16 protein-coding genes and 1 tRNA gene are annotated in these 17179 nt (G+C 45.4%); 5 read left to right on the forward strand and 12 right to left on the reverse strand.

Going from position 1 to position 17179, the window contains the following annotated elements; translation table 11 throughout:
* Positions 1-19: 19 nt before the first annotated feature.
* From AAFP14_RS01005 to nadA, 7 genes are all read right to left on the reverse strand, one after another.
* Positions 20-907 carry a hypothetical protein gene (locus tag AAFP14_RS01005; RefSeq protein WP_341730480.1) on the reverse strand — a complete coding sequence of 296 codons (888 nt, stop codon included), beginning with the start codon at positions 905-907 and terminating at the stop codon, positions 20-22.
* 138 nt (positions 908-1045) lie between these two features.
* Entirely contained in the window at positions 1046-1603 is a 558-nt protein-coding gene (locus tag AAFP14_RS01010) for a hypothetical protein (protein WP_341730745.1), read from the reverse strand.
* A gap of 408 nt (positions 1604-2011) precedes the next feature.
* Positions 2012-2128, reverse strand: a complete 117-nt coding sequence (locus tag AAFP14_RS01015) for a photosystem I reaction center subunit VIII (protein WP_293127047.1) — start codon at positions 2126-2128, stop codon at positions 2012-2014.
* A 62-nt stretch (positions 2129-2190) separates the two neighbouring features.
* A complete protein-coding gene (locus AAFP14_RS01020; protein ID WP_340522447.1) occupies positions 2191-2694 on the reverse strand; it encodes a photosystem I reaction center protein subunit XI in 504 nt (167 codons plus the stop codon).
* A 114-nt stretch (positions 2695-2808) separates the two neighbouring features.
* Positions 2809-3528 (reverse strand): TIGR04283 family arsenosugar biosynthesis glycosyltransferase, encoded by a 720-nt coding sequence (locus AAFP14_RS01025; protein WP_341730481.1) that lies wholly within the window; start codon positions 3526-3528, stop codon positions 2809-2811.
* Between the two features lie 461 nt (positions 3529-3989).
* Positions 3990-4607 (reverse strand): TIGR04282 family arsenosugar biosynthesis glycosyltransferase, encoded by a 618-nt coding sequence (locus AAFP14_RS01030; RefSeq protein WP_341730482.1) that lies wholly within the window; start codon positions 4605-4607, stop codon positions 3990-3992.
* A 102-nt stretch (positions 4608-4709) separates the two neighbouring features.
* Positions 4710-5678: a quinolinate synthase NadA gene (gene nadA / locus AAFP14_RS01035; protein ID WP_341730483.1), complete on the reverse strand. Its 969-nt coding sequence runs from the start codon at positions 5676-5678 to the stop codon at positions 4710-4712.
* Positions 5679-5870: 192 nt separating this feature from the next.
* On the opposite strand from nadA, the gene AAFP14_RS01040 reads away from it, so the two are divergent.
* On the forward strand, positions 5871-6785 hold the full coding sequence (locus tag AAFP14_RS01040; RefSeq protein WP_341730484.1) for a TIGR04168 family protein: 915 nt from the start codon (positions 5871-5873) through the stop codon (positions 6783-6785).
* A gap of 34 nt (positions 6786-6819) precedes the next feature.
* Positions 6820-6904: transfer RNA gene (locus AAFP14_RS01045), tRNA-Ser, on the forward strand.
* A gap of 507 nt (positions 6905-7411) precedes the next feature.
* Here AAFP14_RS01045 and AAFP14_RS01050 read toward each other — a convergent pair.
* From AAFP14_RS01050 to AAFP14_RS01060, 3 genes are all read right to left on the reverse strand, one after another.
* On the reverse strand, positions 7412-9070 hold the full coding sequence (locus AAFP14_RS01050) for an alpha/beta hydrolase (RefSeq protein ID WP_341730485.1): 1659 nt from the start codon (positions 9068-9070) through the stop codon (positions 7412-7414).
* Between the two features lie 64 nt (positions 9071-9134).
* Positions 9135-10532, reverse strand: a complete 1398-nt coding sequence (locus AAFP14_RS01055) for an amidase (RefSeq protein ID WP_341730486.1) — start codon at positions 10530-10532, stop codon at positions 9135-9137.
* Positions 10533-10644: 112 nt separating this feature from the next.
* On the reverse strand, positions 10645-10779 hold the full coding sequence (locus AAFP14_RS01060; protein WP_341730487.1) for a hypothetical protein: 135 nt from the start codon (positions 10777-10779) through the stop codon (positions 10645-10647).
* A 62-nt stretch (positions 10780-10841) separates the two neighbouring features.
* Here AAFP14_RS01060 and AAFP14_RS01065 point away from each other — a divergent pair, with 62 nt between their 5' ends.
* Together AAFP14_RS01065 and AAFP14_RS01070 are read left to right on the forward strand one after the other, a co-directional pair.
* Positions 10842-12113, forward strand: coding sequence for a type IV pilus twitching motility protein PilT (locus tag AAFP14_RS01065; protein WP_341730488.1), 1272 nt, complete (start codon positions 10842-10844; stop codon positions 12111-12113).
* A gap of 143 nt (positions 12114-12256) precedes the next feature.
* Complete coding sequence (locus AAFP14_RS01070) at positions 12257-13060, forward strand: circadian clock KaiB family protein (protein WP_341730489.1); 804 nt, start codon at positions 12257-12259, stop codon at positions 13058-13060.
* A 278-nt stretch (positions 13061-13338) separates the two neighbouring features.
* Here the strand turns inward: AAFP14_RS01070 and AAFP14_RS01075 are convergent, their stop codons facing one another.
* Positions 13339-14997, reverse strand: coding sequence for a thioredoxin-like domain-containing protein (locus tag AAFP14_RS01075; protein WP_341730490.1), 1659 nt, complete (start codon positions 14995-14997; stop codon positions 13339-13341).
* A gap of 289 nt (positions 14998-15286) precedes the next feature.
* On the opposite strand from AAFP14_RS01075, the gene AAFP14_RS01080 reads away from it, so the two are divergent.
* Complete coding sequence (locus AAFP14_RS01080) at positions 15287-15679, forward strand: DUF423 domain-containing protein (protein WP_341730491.1); 393 nt, start codon at positions 15287-15289, stop codon at positions 15677-15679.
* Positions 15680-15721: 42 nt separating this feature from the next.
* On the opposite strand, the gene AAFP14_RS01085 is transcribed toward AAFP14_RS01080, so the two are convergent.
* Positions 15722-16822, reverse strand: a complete 1101-nt coding sequence (locus AAFP14_RS01085) for a hypothetical protein (protein ID WP_341730492.1) — start codon at positions 16820-16822, stop codon at positions 15722-15724.
* Positions 16823-17179 lie beyond the last annotated feature (357 nt).

The following is a 17179-nucleotide window of genomic DNA, read 5'->3' on the forward strand; positions in this document are numbered from 1 at the left end:
ACTGAGGACTATGATTATTCTAAATCTCAGCGACAGCTCGTTCAATCAAACGGCGGGCCAAAGTTTGAACGCCTGTGTGTTCGTAGTAGTTGGTAGTCACGTCGAGGAATGCCCCCAGATAGTCCACCTTATCAGCAGAAATTTCCACAAAGTTTTGCAAGTGGCCCATCACGTTTTGGGGAGTCAAACCGCGATCGCTCACAAAAGAGCCCATCCAGCCAGAAACCGAGCTAAAACTTTCCCCAATAAAGCCTAACTGGCCTGCTGGGTGGTCACCAGGAATCATACTGCTTATGGCATTAAACGATGGATTGGATTGCAAATCGCTTGGGGAAAGCCTCTGAATCCAAGACTGAGTTGCCATGATAAAGTCTGGGCCCAGGGGAATCAAACCATCAAAACAAACCAAAGCCGCCATCCGCATCAGGGATTCGCCACCGTAGTCGGCCAAAGCACCAGCAAAATCGCCGATGCTGTCGCCGGGAAGGCCGTTGATTTGGCAAAAAGCTAGTAACTCAACGACTAACTTCAAAGAAAGGTCGATCGTTTGAGCCTTTTCCGGCTTGGGAGTAAGATTGCCCAGCATGGACAAAAACGGCACATTTTGAGAGACTTTGTTTGCCATTGCTGCTGCACCTAGGGCCTTGTCCGCACTGTCGATGGTTTGGTAGAGCCAGAGAGCGCGCTGATAGCCTTCAGATTTATCGTTGTAGAGATAGATAGCCCGCTCGCCAATTTGCTGGATCAGTTCTTCATCTGTTTCGCCTGTTACCGTGCGAATTGTATTTTCAAAACCAATTAAATTGTTCCACTCACCGGGTACAACAAAGTCAAGGGCTCTGAGAGCTTTGACAGTCATGTTGTCTTTAGGAAGTTGATCCACTAATTCAAAGATGGATTTGCTCACAAAAAACTCCTTCTAGTTGATTAACAGGACTCAAAAGTATTTCTTTTGGCAGATTGCACCAGGCTCAAAGTCAGGGTAGAGATTGGATGCCAATAGAGTCAGACTCAAGTTAAAGCTGGACGATGAGCATAGGTATGGTTATTTGACGTTAGCAAGGCCACTGAGGTTAAATTTTGTCAACCAATCTTCGCGATCGCCAGCAGTAAAAGAAGGATCGCGGGATTGAACTTTCACCTGGTAGCGATTTGCCACGAGGACCGCAGTGATATTAGCACCTTGGGTAACAGCGGGATAGCCGCCAATTTGCTTGCTACTACTTTTGAATTTAGACCCAGCCGAGGGGTTGCCAGCGATGTCGTTGATGGACAACATCGCGACATTTTTACCACCTTTGTTGAGCTTAGCTTCGGCAAAACCTGATTTTTCTTGAGCGAAGACGCGATCGAATCCGCCACCCGACGAAGGGAAATATTTATTTAATTTGCCACCTGCTACTGCCTTCTTGGGCAGGTTTTGATTGTCAGCAGTGGATTTATCAGCAGTTGTCTGCTTAGCTTTAGCGGAAGGTTTTTGGGTACTTTCCTGCTGAGCTTTGTCCCAGCGGGAGGGTTCTGGGGCTTTACCGCAGGAGGTGAGGAGCAAAAGTACCGATATTAGAAATGGAGCTAAGATTCGGCGTGCGGAGGATAATTTCATCGCTGTCTCCTGTAAGAGAGTTTCCATTGATAATTGTGACTCAAAATTCAGCAATTTGTCTTCCTCCAGAGGAGTATTTTTAGCTTTGACAAAAAAACCTCCGCTTGCGGGCGCAGGTTTTTTTGCAATTATCCAGTTCAGAAGGCAAAAAACACCAACATTGCTTACCTAATAAATTCTGAGCATTCTGGTAAATAAACCCAGTATTTTGGCTGTCAGCAACATCAACATAGTTTTTTCTGATGCTCTCTAAAATCCTAGGGCTGGTAAATTTTGGATTTGAGATAATGGCATGGGATTTGAGATTTTAAAATTGCCAATCAAGCCCACAGATGAATCCGGGGGCTGGTTCTGGTGTTAATCCCTAATCCCTAATCCCAAATTTGAATGTGGCAGGAGCGGTAGGATTTAGGCGTCACTTTCAATGTAAATAAACAACAAACCCATGACCACAACTGGCATCAGCCAGGTAATGAGCGGAATCAAGATCCAAGGCAAAAAAGAAGCGGCGTATGAACCTGTCATATCAAATTCTCCCAGCTAAAGTTAGTGTGTTTCAACAGAGGTATTTCCGAGTAGGGTCTAATTTAATTGACCAAACCGCGGAAAATGGCATCGACGCCCTTAAAGTTTTCGAGTAAGAAATAGGCAGCAAAGACACCGCTCATGCCACCAACAAAGAAACCAGCGGTAAGTTGGCTCCAGCCTTCGCCGGTTTTAAGGGCTTCGGGAGTCATGGGATTGGCGCTGGGGTAGGTAGTATTTTCTTTGAAAGATACCAAACCGTAGGCAGACATACCTGCTGTGCCGAGTAGAACTAAGGCGAGGGCTGTAATTAGTCCACCAAGATTAGCTGCTTCTGGATAGTCCCGCAGTGGTCCGAAGACGATTTCTGGGCCGACGAGGAAATAACCGTGGGCCAAGCCGATTTCTAGACCTCGAACTAGGGGGGAGAGTCCTTTGCGGTAGGCTGGCAAATTGCCAATGAATGCTTTGGTAAAATCCGAAGCACTAATGGGAGTTGCTAGATGACCCGTGAAGGGGTCGCCGTTAAAGGGTTGAATCATTTCTGCATTTCTGGGGTCGGCCATATTTAGTTTCTCCTCGGTGTGAAAGAAAGTTGAGGCGTTCAAGTCATATTTTACGCAGGGACGTGTAGCCTATTTGCAAAATTGGCTGCGAGCTTTAGAAAAGTTCACTATTCTTTAGTTTTGAGAATAATTTTTCTTTTGTCCTCTATACCAGAAAGCGAGTCGATCGGGCGATAATCCCAGAAAATAACCAATAATTACTATTTGATTGATGGCGGTGGTTTTGATTACCCCAAGCTGCTGCCACCGGCGCGCACAGGTGAGGACTGCCATGGGTACTATTTTGATGCGGCCTTGTTTTTTCAATCGCCGCACAAATTCAAAGTCTTCCATCACTGGCAAGTTAGGAAAGCCACCGATTTGGTTAAAGGTATCTGTTTTGAGGAAAATGGCTTGATCCCCGTAGGGCATTTCTAGCAAGTGCGATCGGCACTTTACCCCTGTTTCTACTAGCCGCAGGCTGAGCAAAGGCGCATCAATCTTGAGTTCAAAGGCTCCCGCCACTATGGAGGGATTCGTGAGTGCTTGACGGACGCTAACATCATAGCCCTGGGGTAAATGAGTGTCTGCGTGGAGGAACAAGAGGATGTCTCCGGTGGAGGCGGCAGCACCTGCATTCATTTGGGTAGCGCGGCCTGGTGTGGTGAAAATAGTTCGATCGGCTTCATATTTGGCTATTTCCGCAGTGCCATCCTGACTGCCGCCGTCAGCGACTATTATTTCGACATTTTCGGCATTGCGGGCGGTGGAGATGACTTTGGCGATCGTCGGAGCTTCGTTTAAGACGGGAATGATAATAGAAATTTTGAGATTTGCAGTTTCAGTTTCAGGCATACAAAATAAATAAGGGTGCATCTCAATGAGTGCCAATATATTCGTATAGGCTATAGCATGACGGCTGTAAATCTCTGGTTCTCCCTAATAAATTGTCTGCGGTCATGCTTCACCTATGCAAAATCGGGATGCTCCCATAAATAACGCCGTTAGAGTTGTTTTTTTTACAAAGCTTAAGGTATGATTTGCCCATTTATGCCACTCCTGCAATTACCTATTACCTATCCTGTCCTTAACGATGATGACGTCATCTACCTGAGAAAGGCTGTATCTGGTATTAATTGATTTTTATCGCGCCTGAGAGAATTCTCTCAAGCGCTGTCTAACCACTACTGAGAGTCAGTATTTGGTTAGACAAATACAATTACTATATTATGACATCGTGGCTTCCTAAGCAAGTAATTATTTGTAATTATCGATGACAATTACTAATGAATTATGCTAAATTGTCCTAATTTTGATTATCGCAAAATATTGATATCTAAACCGATAAGATCCTCTGGTCTATCGATATCTACTAAAGTAGGGAGAACACCAATATTTAGACCTAGATTTTGAGAGATCGCCAGGGTTTTAGCAAATACTTCACTGCTTCCCCAGTGAATCCCGTCGAACAATTCAGGTATCAGGCAACGCAGCCCGATTAGATAATAACCCCCATCTTTTGCTGGTCCCAAAACTAGATCTTTATCATTGAGAGCGTCAAAAGCTTTGGCCAGCATCTGTTCTTTTAATTGTGGGCAATCAGTACCGATAATTACAACTTTTTCAATCCCGAAATTAAAGGATTTTTGAAAGGCTGCTAGCATTCTTGCGCCCAAATCTCCTTCGGACTGTTGATGATAAATAATCTCAGTTCCCAACCAGTCTTCCATTAGTTGCTGGCTGCTCCCTGTGTAGTGAATTTCTACGGATAATTGGCGGGAGTTTTGAAGAGAGAGGGCGCGGGCGATCGTCCTTTGAGTCATCAGGCGGTGAAGGTTGGCTGCTCCTTCTTTTCCGAGTACAGGAATTAATCGAGTTTTGGCTTGTCCCGGTGCTGGATAGCGAGTGAAAATAATTAGTTGTTCTGAAATCATTTATCGTCCCTGATGTTTAAAGGAATGACTTAATTGAATCGCTGCGCCCAACCCACCCTAGAAGAGATTGATTATTAACAGTGAAGCGTCAACAGTGAACCGTCAACTCATTTCTAGCATTCGCTGAATTGGCTTTAAAGCTGCTATTTGCAGATCTTGAGGCATGGTAATTTCTGGGGTTTGATTTTTCATGGCTAGATACAATTTTTCCAAGGTATTTAATCTCATATGTGGACATTCATTACAAGCACAAGTATTGTTGTTTGGAGGCGCGGGAATAAAGTGTTTGTGAGGTGTTTGCTTTTGCATTTGGTGAATGATTCCCGGCTCAGTCGCTACAATGAAAGCACTGCTGGAACTAGATTGAGAATATTTCAGCAAAGCCGTGGTTGAGCCAATATAGTTAGCATGGCGCAGTACGGGAGGTTCGCATTCTGGGTGGGCAATGATTTCGGCTTCGGGATTTTCGATTTTGAGTTGAACTATCTTTTTTTCTGAAAAGTTTTCATGGACGATGCAAGCTCCTTGCCAAAGTTCCATTTTTCTACCGCTTTGTTCCATCACGTACCGGCCTAGATTGCGATCTGGACCGAAAATTATCGGCTGGTTTTCGGGGATTTGGTTGACTATTTTTACGGCGTTGGAACTGGTGCAAATAATATCGCTCATTGCCTTAATTGCGGCCGTACAATTAATGTAGGAAATTACCAAATGTCCTGGCCGATCGGCTTTGAAGGCTGCAAAGGCTTCGGGAGGACAACTTTCGGCTAGGGAACACCCAGCATTCAAGTCGGGCAACAATACTAATTTGTCGGGATTGAGGATTTTGGCGGTTTCTGCCATAAAATGGACACCGGCAAACACGATGACATCGGCATTGGTGTTGGCTGCTTTCCTGGCTAGTTCCAGGGAGTCACCAATGAAATCGGCGATGTCTTGAATGTCTGAGTCTTGGTAATAATGGGCGAGAATGACGGCGTTCAACTCTTGTTTGAGGGCTTTAATGGCTGCAAACAAGTCATCGGGCAGTCTGCTTTGGGTCAGGTTGGGAGAACGTGCGGTGGTAAACACAGTTAAAATATTCCGCGAAAGGTGGTGAAGAAAGCTAAAGTGTACTTTGAATTATAGTTGAATTCACCAAAAAAGACTGGGAGTTCCGTTGAACCCATCTCAAATCTAAAATTGGTTGGGGGGATGTGTAAAAATTGGTCGCTGTTTCCTATGCTGATAAGAGGGGGGAAGCGATCGCACAGGGCAAATCAAATGAATCAGACTAAATCTATCAAAATTGCAGTGGTGGGAGATGTTCACGATCAGTGGGAAGCAGAAGACGGCGAGGCCCTAAAGCATCTGGGTGTTGATTTGGTGCTGTTTGTGGGAGATTTTGGGAATGAGTCGGTGGATGTGGTGCGGGCGATTGCCCAATTGGATATTCCGAAAGCCGCTGTGTTTGGGAATCACGATGCTTGGTACACGGCGACGGATTGGGGGCGCAGTAAGTGTCCTTACGATCGCCAACAAGAAAATCGCGTCAAACAGCAAATAGACTTAATGGGAGAAGCTCACGTCGGTTACGGGAAACGAGATTTTCCCGAATTGGGCGTAACAGTCGTAGGAAGTCGCCCGTTTACGTGGGGCGGATCGGATTGGAAGTATGGGGATTTTTACTCGGAGTGGTTTGGGGTAGAGAGTTTTGAGGAGTCGGCGCAACGTATTGCACTTGCGGCTGCGGACGCTGATTGCGAAAATGTGATTTTTTTGGGTCACACAGGCCCAACTGGCTTAGGAGAGGCTCCTGAAGATGTCTGCGGACGAGATTGGAAGCCGCTGGGAGGGGATTGGGGCGATCCAGACTTTGCCCAGGCGATCGAGAAAACTCGTAATTCTGGCAAACGGATACCTCTGGTAACTTTTGGGCATATGCACCATCAACTCCGCCACATCAAACACGAGTTTCGGAAGTCGGTGGTGAGGGCCGAGGGTACGGTATATTTGAATGCAGCTAGAGTACCGCGAATTGTAGACAAAGATTGCTCGAAACTACGAAATTTCTCCCTCGTGGAACTTGATACTGGAGTAGTGTCGGAAGTATCTTTAGTGTGGGTGGGTAAAGATTTCTCTGTGGAAACAGAACAAATTCTGTATCGGCGGACTGAATCTGCAACTACTTGTGGTTAGGGACAACTACTGGTATGATAGAGTGTATCCACCTGGAGAGGTGGCAGAGTGGTCGAATGCGCCTGACTTGAAATCAGGTGAACTGAAAGGTTCCGTGGGTTCAAATCCCACCCTCTCCGTCGCTTTTTTTTGTTTAATGCCCCGAATTTTGATTTTATTGCACAGTATTTTGAATTCTCCATTTCAAAACACTATGGCACATATTTTGTTTGACTATTGCCCACTAAAAATAAGACAGTCCCAACAAGGGTTTTAGTAAACAGAAAGCGGTTTCGATGGAGAGCAGTGGGTTGATTATCTCGATCGGCATTCATTAGAAATTCAAGAGTTAATGAAGTTAACTCGAAATCAACATGGCTTTTATCAACGGGGTATACAGGCTGCAACCCTTGTTCGGTCTATCTCCTAAACCTCTTTGTCACCCCCCCAGGTAGTCATCTCTGGTATCTCCCTCTGTGTTCTCTGCGTTCTCTGTGGTTAAATCCTGACTATGCAACCAGAAACGATATTATTTATTATTTGTTGTTTGTTATTAGTTATTAGTTATAGCAGTTCTCAAGCTTTGTTAGGTAGGCTTCTACTACCCTTCGACTCTGGAGCGAAGGGCAGCAGAAGTTCCCTAGGCCCTACTTATTCTGCTCCATAAAACTTTGTACAATTGCATTAGCTTCCGGGGGAATCTCTGTAACCAGTCGCACCGGAAGTGCTGGTGTAGAAGCAAATTGGGCATAATCGGGTGTTAAAAAAACTGCATACTTATCAGCATCCGCCGTCATTTGAGCAGCCATCGCCAAACTTACAGCTTTAATATAGTTGCGAATACTAACAGCTTTATCGCCGACTACTTCATCACCGGTAATCACTGTACTCGGCTTATCAACTTGATCTAAAGTTGTGCTGGGGTCTTTCACACTTAAATGGGTTGCGCCCACAAACCCAACTAGCCATTTGGGAGAGGGGATTTGGGGAAATCCGACAATTTGTTCGACCAAAGCCGGGGTGGTTTTATCCGCAGAAGCAGCAACTATTAATGTGGGAATTTCTATCTTACTTAAACCTGTTTCTCCAAATAATAAAGAAGTTGTAGGATTCATGGCGATCGCCCTTTTAATTCTGGGATCGCGCAATTGATAACGTTCTTCAGATAATCCGGCGGCCGCACACTGAATGCCTTCGCCCAAACTTAAAGTAATCAAATCCGCCTGACACCGCTGTTTAAGACGGCCCAATTGCATCTCGGCCCCGGCTAAGGACAAAGCAGTTGCGCCACCGAAGGAATATCCAATTACCATGGATTTGTCGATCGCAATTTTTCCCTGCAAATTAACATCTGTTTTGTTCAATTTTGCCAATTCATCGAGGACAAAACTGATATCCTTGGGACGGTTCAAAAACTCTTGAGGAGCTATCAACCGTGATTGACCAACAATCGCAGCATTAGTGTTGGCTTCATTGCTTCCGGGATGTTCCAAAGCTGCTACCACATAGCCGTGAGACGCTAAATGTTCGGCTAAATAGCGCAAATCTGTACGCACAGAACCCAAACCGTGAGAAAACACGATCGTCGGCTTGTCGGCTGTCGCCGCCTTGGACCAATAAACGTCAACGGGAATACGTCGATCGCGGGCGGTATCATTTAAATCTAGCTTAAGTACCTGCACTGCATTCGGGCCGGCTTGGCTAGCATCAAAGGGCAGATTCAGCGCTGCTTTATTGGCCCCTAACTGAGGTGCGATGGCCGCCATAAACCGTTGAGTTTGCCAGAAACCAGTATTCAAATTGGCCAACACCGCAAAAGCGCGATCGAGATCCACTACTACCCGTCGCCCCGGATAATTTTCAATAAAACTCAATACAGACAAACCTTCAGGCTGATTTGCTCCCAAAACTAAGGCCGCTCGTAGTGCTTCGACACCGGCACCGTCACGCCTAGGTATAACAGTGGTGAGATCCGCGAGAATCGCAGTACCAACGCGAGTATTCAGCAAGCTGCTGAGTCCGACTACATTCAGCGGAATTTTGGCTTTGAGAGCTCCAAAGATTTGACTCCGTTGTTCGGAGGAGAGAAGATTGGCGTAACTTTGAAGGCCATCCGGGACTTTTCCGGTTTCCACAAGGGATCGCAAATCCGCTACAGATATGGAAGATTCTAAAAAACCTTTGCGAACCACAACCGTTTGGGCCGCTTGTGCGGGAGCAAAAGTGCCACTGAAAGTGTTAATCGCGATCGCGATCGACATACTCGCCAACGAGGATAGCCATGTGAAAGTTTTTTTAATGTTCATGTCAATAGACCATAGGAGGATGTTTTCCAACACATCACTACTATATTCTCAAAATTTTCCCACTTCAGGTAAAATCCAAAACTGGGAAAGGTTTCGCCGCTTCCATCTGCGCCGCCAAAGCAATTAAAGTAGCTTCCGCCGCCGGTCTACCAATAATTTGAATCCCCACAGGTAAACCATTACTATCTAAAATTGCCGGAAGTGCGATCGCCGGTTGGCCACTAGCATTAAACGGTGGACAGGGAGCAATCCAATTAATAATATGAGCCAAAGTTTCTTCACAACTCAAATCTGCCCACTCACCAATCTGAATCGGCGAGTGCATATAAGTCGGCAAAACTAACACATCAAATTTTTCAAAGAATCCCACAATCCGCCGCGAAATCACCTGGATTTGATGCACAGCCCGCAAATATTCCCCAGCCGAAATAGCTCTTTCCAACAGCCAGCGATTCATCGGTTGCAAAACAGAGGCTGGAATGCCACTTGCAGCCGCTCCAGTCTGCCAAATTGCTGTAAACGGCTCGATCAAACCCGTAAAATCCGGGCATCCAGGTTCCACATCGTGACCTAAATCAGTCAGTAACTTTACGGTATCGAGCACCGCTTGTTGACATACAGCCGAAGCCTCCCCCACAGGGAAAACAGAGGTAGAAAAAGCAATTCGCAACTTGCCTAACTTTTGACTTGCTGACTCTAAAAATGTGGGATTTGGATCTGGAAGCCAATAAGGATCGCCGGTGGTGTAGCCTGACATGACATCCAACAGGGCGGCCGCATCAGCGACTGTGCGGGCTAGAGGGCCGTTGGCAGAAATGCCACTGAGATAATCTCCGACAGGGGCCCAGGAAACTCGTCCTCGCGAGGGTTTAATGCCCACTAAACCGCAGCAGGAAGCTGGGCCTCGAACTGAACCGCCGCCGTCTGAACCTTGGGCGATCGCGCATAAACCTGCTGCTACAGCCGCCGCTGAGCCACCACTGGAACCTCCTGGCGTGTAGTCTCGGTTCCAGGGATTGCGCGCTGGGCGGAAACCTGGGGGTTCGGTGTAAGGTAATGAGCCAATTTGAGAAGTTGCTGTTTTGCCCAGAATGTTAAATCCGGCTGCTTTGATCCGCCATACTACTGATTCATCGTAGGCTGAGATATTATCGACAAGAGCCTGAGTGCCATAGGTACAGGGAATGCCCGTAACAGGTGTTAAGTCTTTGATCGCGATCGGCACTCCGAAAAAAGGTGGCAATTCTTGTGATTTGTTGAAGCCAGCTAGTTGTTCGGTTTGAGATTTAGCTAGGGCTTGAGCCCGATCGGCTATCACGGTAAAATAACTGCCCAGTTGGGGGTTGAAGCGATCGATCCGTTCCAAGTAAACATTGACAAGTTCCAGGGGGGACACCTCTCGATCGCGGATCGACTTCGCCAATTCCAGAGCTGGAGTAAAAGCCACATCAACAGAATTCATCAGATTCCAATCCTTTCAATACAAATATCGGTAATAATTTATACTGCGGGCGCAGTGACAACTCTAGACCTAAAAAAAATTCTCAAGAGATTCAAAATATCTATTGTTTATCCTATACCGATCGCGATCGGTATAGGATGTAGGGAATAAAATTCCTGTTGGGATAACGCTGTTTTGCTCCCTCTTGAGATAGACTAATGTGAAAAGTTAAGCTTTTGTTGAAGACACGCAAAATCGCGTTTAACATTCCCCGACTTCCACAAATCATTCGCTCAACTAAGCCTTTTCGCCAACATTTAGGTAGCGCATATGACACAACAGCGTCCGCCAGCTCCTCGCCCCCCCGTACCTGGTGCTCCACCACCCCCAGGTATGCCACCCCGTCCTCCAGCTCCTGGCATTGCCAAAACCGGAGGATTGCCACCAGCACCACCACCAGCACCACCATCCGCCCCGCCTCCGGCCGCACCAGCCCCCCAATCCTTTGCCCCATCCAAAGAGTCCAGCTCAGGAAACAATGGACACCCGAGTTTGAGAGAACTCGTTCTGCGAGCCAAAGAAGAAGGCATTTCTGACTTGCACTTGGGAGTCAACGAGATCCCCCGCTTCCGCAAGCGCGGTGAAATTACTGATGCTGGCTATCCCCTAACAGATTTAGATATGTTCATGGGTTGGCTGCGGGAGTGCATGACTGATGATGAAATTGCCTACTTCCAGAAAAACCTAGATTTTGATGGTGCCTTCGACTTTGGTTTTGTCCGCATTCGGATCAGCGCCTTTGACTCTTTAGCAGGCCCTGCTATGGTATTGCGGCTCATTCCAGCCGAAATTTTGACCATGGAGCAGTTGAAGCTACCAGAGGTATTTCGGAAAATATGTGGCTATCACAAAGGTCTAATTTTGGTGACAGGGCCCACGGGTTCCGGTAAGTCCACCACTATGGCCGCCATGATTGATTACATCAACAAAAATAAGTCTCACCACATTATTACGATCGAAGACCCTGTAGAATTTGTACACACCAGTCGAAAATCTTTGATCAAGCACCGGGAAGTGGGCCGACACACCCTCAAGTTTATCAACGCCCTGAAAGGGGCCCTGCGACAAGACCCCGACATGATGCTAGTAGGGGAAATTCGCGACAGAGAAACAGTGGAAATCGCCCTGAAAGCTGCCCAAACAGGTCACTTGGTAGCGGGGACGTTGCACACCAACAGCGCTGTCAAAACCCTGAATCGGATTCTGGATATGTTTGGTTCAGAAGAACAACCGGCTCTACGGGTTTCTATGGCTGAATCTCTAGTGGCAATCATCGCTCAACTGCTGTGTAAAACCACCGATGGCAAGCGGGCAGCCTTCCACGACGTTCTGATCAATACAGACGTGGTTAAGGAATACATCATGAAGGGGCAAAATGAAGAAATTAACCAAATTATGATCAAAGATACCTATGAGGGTATGACGACGATGAATAAGTCTCTTTACGGGCTTTATCAAGAAGGTCGGATTACAGAAGAGATTTGTATCGAACAGTCCCCATCTCCTAACGAAATGGCCCAAATGCTTCGAGGTCGTGTCTAAAAATCAAGTATCAACAGTTAACACTTAACTGTTATGGCTGTTTGCGTGCAAACCCCGGATTTTCCAGCCGGGGAACCAACCTAGTTGCAGCCTTGAGGCAGCCAGTAATCTATCTATCTTTTAACTTTTATTCGTGTACTTCATTGAAAGCCGATCGCCCACCCTTGCCCCAAATTTTCAAAGGCATTGCACTTTTTACACCAGGTGGAGATTTAATCTACTGCATAGACTCATGCAAGCAAGCTCGGTGGCACTTGCAATTGTGCGTAGCCCTACAGTCCATACTTGGTTTGTCGGAACCGCCACATTTTTTAGTGCCTTGCTACACCGCTACTGTTGACTGTTGGCTAGATCCGCGCGATCGGCAGTTGCGAATTGCCGCTGAAGCCTACCCACCTGTGATGCGACACCAAACGCTGCTAAATGCGGTTTTTGAGACTGGTGATTTGGTTTGGCACCCCCGTGTGGAAGAAATGTGTGAGCCCATGGCGATCGCTACTTATCACCAACAATTCCCCGAACTTTGGGAGAATCATGACCTAGTTATACATTGGAAGAACGCAGAATCTCGATCGGAATTTCGCAGTTCCGGCATGGTACCTCTTTCCCGATTCCCAAAGCCACAGCAAACCCAGATTCCTCTACCCACTGCACTTACCGAACACGCCGAAACTCAAGGCTATGTGCTGCGGTTGTTTGTTTCCGGCAACAATGCTAATACGGAACGAACTCTTGAAACCGTACACCAATTGTTAGAAAAAGCCCTGCACTATCCCTATACCTTAAAAGTAATTGACGTTTTTAAGCATCCCGAACAAGCCGAAAAAGATCAGATTTCTGCTACTCCTACTTTGATTAAAGTTTGGCCAAAACCTGTCAGACGTATTGTGGGAGAGTTGAACGATGTGGAAAAAATCATGCGATTGCTCAGTTCTTCCGAATTTTAAGTTTTTCTCCCGATCGGGACTGATATAGCAACCGCCAAGGCTGTTAAGGTGCTTTAGTCATTGCTCCCTGAGCGGAGTCGAAGGGAGCAATGACTAATATCAAATCCGGTAGCATCGTCCTGTATTCATCTCTCTTATCTCCCTCTGTGTTCTGGAGCGTTCTAGGTCCGGTTAAATCACCTGACGATGCAACCGGAAACAATATAAAGGGCCTTGGCGACTGCTATAAATTCCTCACTACAAACTTAGTATAATTGTTAGAGGGGTTTACCCAGCACTCAGGTATTGCCAAAGGCGCGATCGGGAACACAAACATCAGGAGCGCACAAACCAGGGAAATCCAAAGTTTTCACTTCCAGAGTATTTAACTCAACTAAGCGAATAGCATGATTATTTGTATCAGCAATAAACAAATGAGGTCCGATCGCGCTTAATCCTGAAGGTTCAAACAAGCGAACACTGATACCTTGACCATCAACATGACCGGGAGTACCATCTCCAACCATAGTTCTGCATATACCACTTCGGTGGTCTATCCGCTTAATTTTGTGATTGTAAGTATCAGCAATCCAAAGATAATTTTGAGCGTATTCCACACCCAAACAGTGCTGCAATCTTACCTCATCAGCGCGACCATCTCGATCGCCAAAACCAAACAAGTCACCACTACCACAGACAGTTCGCACTTGTGGATTTTCATCAATGCCGATCGCCCTAATCGAACTAATTTCGCTATCAGCCACAAACAACTCCAATCGATCCGTAGCCAGCCCACTAGGCTGAGAAAAAGCAGATTCTGCCAGATTCCCATCAACACAGGATTCTCGCCCATTACCCGCATAAGTACCAATAATTCCCGTATCTAAATTCATTTCCCAAATTTGGTGCGAGCCCGCCATTGCAATAAACAGCCTATGTCCAACTCTTTCCAAATCCCAAGGCGAATTCAACTGTATTTCTAAAGCCTTACCACTCTGCGGTACAATTTCGTGACTTTGTTCACCGTTACCAGCAATAGTTTGGACTTGCCCAGTAGTAAAATCAATTGTTCTAAGAGCGTGATTTTCGGTATCAGCAACATAAAGAATTTGACTTTCTGCATCAAAAGCCATTCCTTGGGGAGCAAAAAACTCAGCTTCTTCAAAGTTACCATCCGTTAAACCCGGTTTCCCAGTACCGATGACGTGCAGAACTTCACCTTCGATGGTGCTAACCACAATCCTATTATGTCCTGAATCAGCAATAAACAAGCAGGAACCGACTAAGCTTTGTATGACTGAATTCGCAGGTCCTGCTTCTATAATTTCGTCTACAGATTCGCTATCCTCCGTCATTTCTCCCAAAAGAGCCTCATGTTGATGAAGCTGTTTTGCCTCAGTTGCCGTAATTGCAAATGCCAGCACTTTACCAGGAAAAGCCAGAGGTGTGGATAGAGGTTTGCGCTGTTTTTCTAAGCTGAAACTGAGGGCTTCAAAGTTGATGGCATTTTTCTCTTTGTATTCCTCAATTAATTTACCAACTAACTCATCAAGTGCTTCTCGATTGCCTTCACCAGAAACGTAACCGATGACATAACTTTCTGGATCGATTACCATTAAAGTCGGCCAAGCACGGACAGCATAATTTTGCCAAATTGTCATCTCGCTGTCTACGATTACGGGATGTTCAATATCATAGCGGAGGATAGCTTGGCGGATATTTTCCACTTCCTTTTCATTATCAAATTTGGCAGAATGAACGCCGATAACCGTGAGGGAATCAGGGTATTTTTGTTCCAGGTATTTTAAGTCTGGGAGGACGTGCAAGCAATTGATGCAGCAGTATGTCCAGAAGTCAAGGATGACGACGCGGCCTTTGAGGGATTCGATGGAGATGGGTTTGTCGGTATTTAACCATGGGTAATTGGTGGGGAATTCTGGTGCTCTGACGCGAGGCATAGATATCTCCTTGGTAGTGCCTGAGTAGTTGTTACACTTCTTTAATTTAGCGAGAATTTGGGGAGGATGGGGGAAAAGCGCATCACACAGCCTTGGAAGCACTCCTACTCCTGGAAACTAGGTGGTTTAGACAGTCAGATAGACATTTCCTAAAAAGACAGTCAAAAACAGGCTATCAGGCTGTTCCACACTAATTATGCCAGAGGTGTGATGTTAAAAAAACTGATTTCTCGATCGACCATCCCCACAGCACCCTAAAATTAAATAAACAGCTATTCATGATTAAATAATGTCATCACTAATCTTAACGCGCATCTTCCTTGCAACCGCAGCCCTATTCGGAGGTTTATCCGTCGCTGGTGGGGCTTTTGCCTCTCACGCTTTAAAAGACAAATTAAGCGATCGCTCTTTAGAAATTTTTGAGACAGGTGCCCGCTATCAAATGTATCACGCCCTGGCTTTATTATTTGTGGCATTAATCTTGAGCCGTGCCGAGGCATCTCAAACCTTTTTTGCAGTTTCTGGATGGGCTTTTATTGTCGGTACATTAATTTTTTCAGGCAGTTTGTACGCCCTCAGTCTAACTAATATCAAATTACTGGGCGCAATTACCCCCTTGGGAGGAGTGGCTTATATTGTCGGTTGGGTATGCTTAGCAATTGCCGCTTGGAATTTTAAATAGAGAATTGCAATTACCCATTACCCCTTACCAATACCCCATTCCCTAATTTTCAAATACATCACTCGAAAACATCTCTGTCACAGTACGCAAATAAGGTAAAAATACGATTAAATCTTCAGCAGCAAGGCGATCGGATATTTCCCAAAACAAAATCAACAACATATCCTGCACCAATTCCCAGCTTACATGAAGTTTGGGATATAACATCACGCAAATTGGAAATAATTCTTGCTGTACCGGGCGAAAGCTATCTTCCAAAACGCACCAGCATAAATAATTTTGAAAAATCTCAATATCCCGAATTCCAGAAATTTTTACATCCTCATCGGTTAAATACCCGCTACTGCTACGATATCCTTGATGGTGCGAAGTAGCGCGATGGTACACCGCATTAGCAATCTGAGTCGTATGTGGCAACAGGTGCTGTACGGCTAATAGGGCTTGTGAATTCGTGGGGAGATTCGCAGCAGCCTGGTTAATCTCACCGTAGGGAATGTGCAGGTAATCATCTACAATTTTTAAGTACGGTGAAAATTGCGTCCGCTCTAACTCCGAAAGACATCCCAACAAAATTTTTTGGGTTAATTGAAACTCCAAGGTCACAAATCCTAGAACTAACGGCTCGATTTGTGAATATTTCCGCCTCAGTTCAATAATAGGTTTTCCCACCAACACGGACAAACGGGAAACCGATTCTAGAGCGCCGTAAGCGTCTATTGCTTTACTATACAATTGGCGAGTATTTGAGACAATTTCTACAGGATTAATTAACCTAGAATCGATGCCTTGAAACTCTATTTCTCCTCCTAAAATAGCTTCTACTTTTCTCCAAGCTATCTCGCTCGCTACTTTCAGGGTTTCCCTCAATTTTTCAACTATTTTGGTTCTATTTTCTGGTTCATTTATTGACGGTGGATTTTGAAGTATGAGACACCGTGTTTGGTTTTTTCTGGCAACTACTAGACTGTAATATTTTTTTGACCAGTTAACTGCTAAAGAAGTAAAATTTAGGCTGTCTGAATTAGCTTTAGAGAGTTCGCTAGGGTCTGAACTGGTAATACTTTGGGACAGTAGAGTATGTCTATTCTGATTTCGATCTGTGGTGTGTAATTTTTTTAAATTTACCTGTGACAGATTATTCACTATCGCCTCCGTTTTTAATAATTCTATACATTAATTAGCTCTAGGGCGAACTTTCGCCATGCTGGTGAAATTTAATTGGTCTTTGACTAGATTACGGAGCTGATTGTTAACCAATTGTTAAGAAATCCTAACATATTTGGTGTGAGGCTATTATAAAGAAAAACTTAAATTATCAATTTAAATCAGATTTATGCGATCGAGACATAGTTGCAAGTTTGTTAAATAGTCCTGGATGCACAAAATCTGGTTTTTTCTCAAAATAGTCGTTTTTTGGATAAATATTGAGGAAACAACCTGGTATTTCACCGCCGTGGGTAAGTCCTGTTAAAGATGCCATCTTCAGGGGGCGATCGAAAA

Origin of the sequence: Microcoleus sp. EPA2, from assembly GCA_020882975.1 — a bacterium.
Classification (GTDB): Bacteria; Cyanobacteriota; Cyanobacteriia; order Cyanobacteriales; family Microcoleaceae; genus Microcoleus.

Coding starts and splice junctions, on each gene's coding strand:
- AAFP14_RS01010 (WP_341730745.1), bottom strand. CDS start 1,603: ATGAAATTATCCTCCGCACGCCGAATCTTAGCTCCATTTCTAATATCG.
- AAFP14_RS01020 (WP_340522447.1), bottom strand. CDS start 2,694: ATGGCCGACCCCAGAAATGCAGAAATGATTCAACCCTTTAACGGCGAC.
- AAFP14_RS01050 (WP_341730485.1), bottom strand. CDS start 9,070: ATGAACATTAAAAAAACTTTCACATGGCTATCCTCGTTGGCGAGTATG.
- AAFP14_RS01055 (WP_341730486.1), bottom strand. CDS start 10,532: ATGAATTCTGTTGATGTGGCTTTTACTCCAGCTCTGGAATTGGCGAAG.
- AAFP14_RS01080 (WP_341730491.1), top strand. CDS start 15,287: ATGTCATCACTAATCTTAACGCGCATCTTCCTTGCAACCGCAGCCCTA.
- AAFP14_RS01030 (WP_341730482.1), bottom strand. CDS start 4,607: ATGATTTCAGAACAACTAATTATTTTCACTCGCTATCCAGCACCGGGA.
- AAFP14_RS01065 (WP_341730488.1), top strand. CDS start 10,842: ATGACACAACAGCGTCCGCCAGCTCCTCGCCCCCCCGTACCTGGTGCT.
- AAFP14_RS01025 (WP_341730481.1), bottom strand. CDS start 3,528: ATGCCTGAAACTGAAACTGCAAATCTCAAAATTTCTATTATCATTCCC.
- AAFP14_RS01015 (WP_293127047.1), bottom strand. CDS start 2,128: ATGACAGGTTCATACGCCGCTTCTTTTTTGCCTTGGATCTTGATTCCG.
- AAFP14_RS01075 (WP_341730490.1), bottom strand. CDS start 14,997: ATGCCTCGCGTCAGAGCACCAGAATTCCCCACCAATTACCCATGGTTA.
- AAFP14_RS01060 (WP_341730487.1), bottom strand. CDS start 10,779: ATGTTAAACGCGATTTTGCGTGTCTTCAACAAAAGCTTAACTTTTCAC.
- AAFP14_RS01040 (WP_341730484.1), top strand. CDS start 5,871: ATGAATCAGACTAAATCTATCAAAATTGCAGTGGTGGGAGATGTTCAC.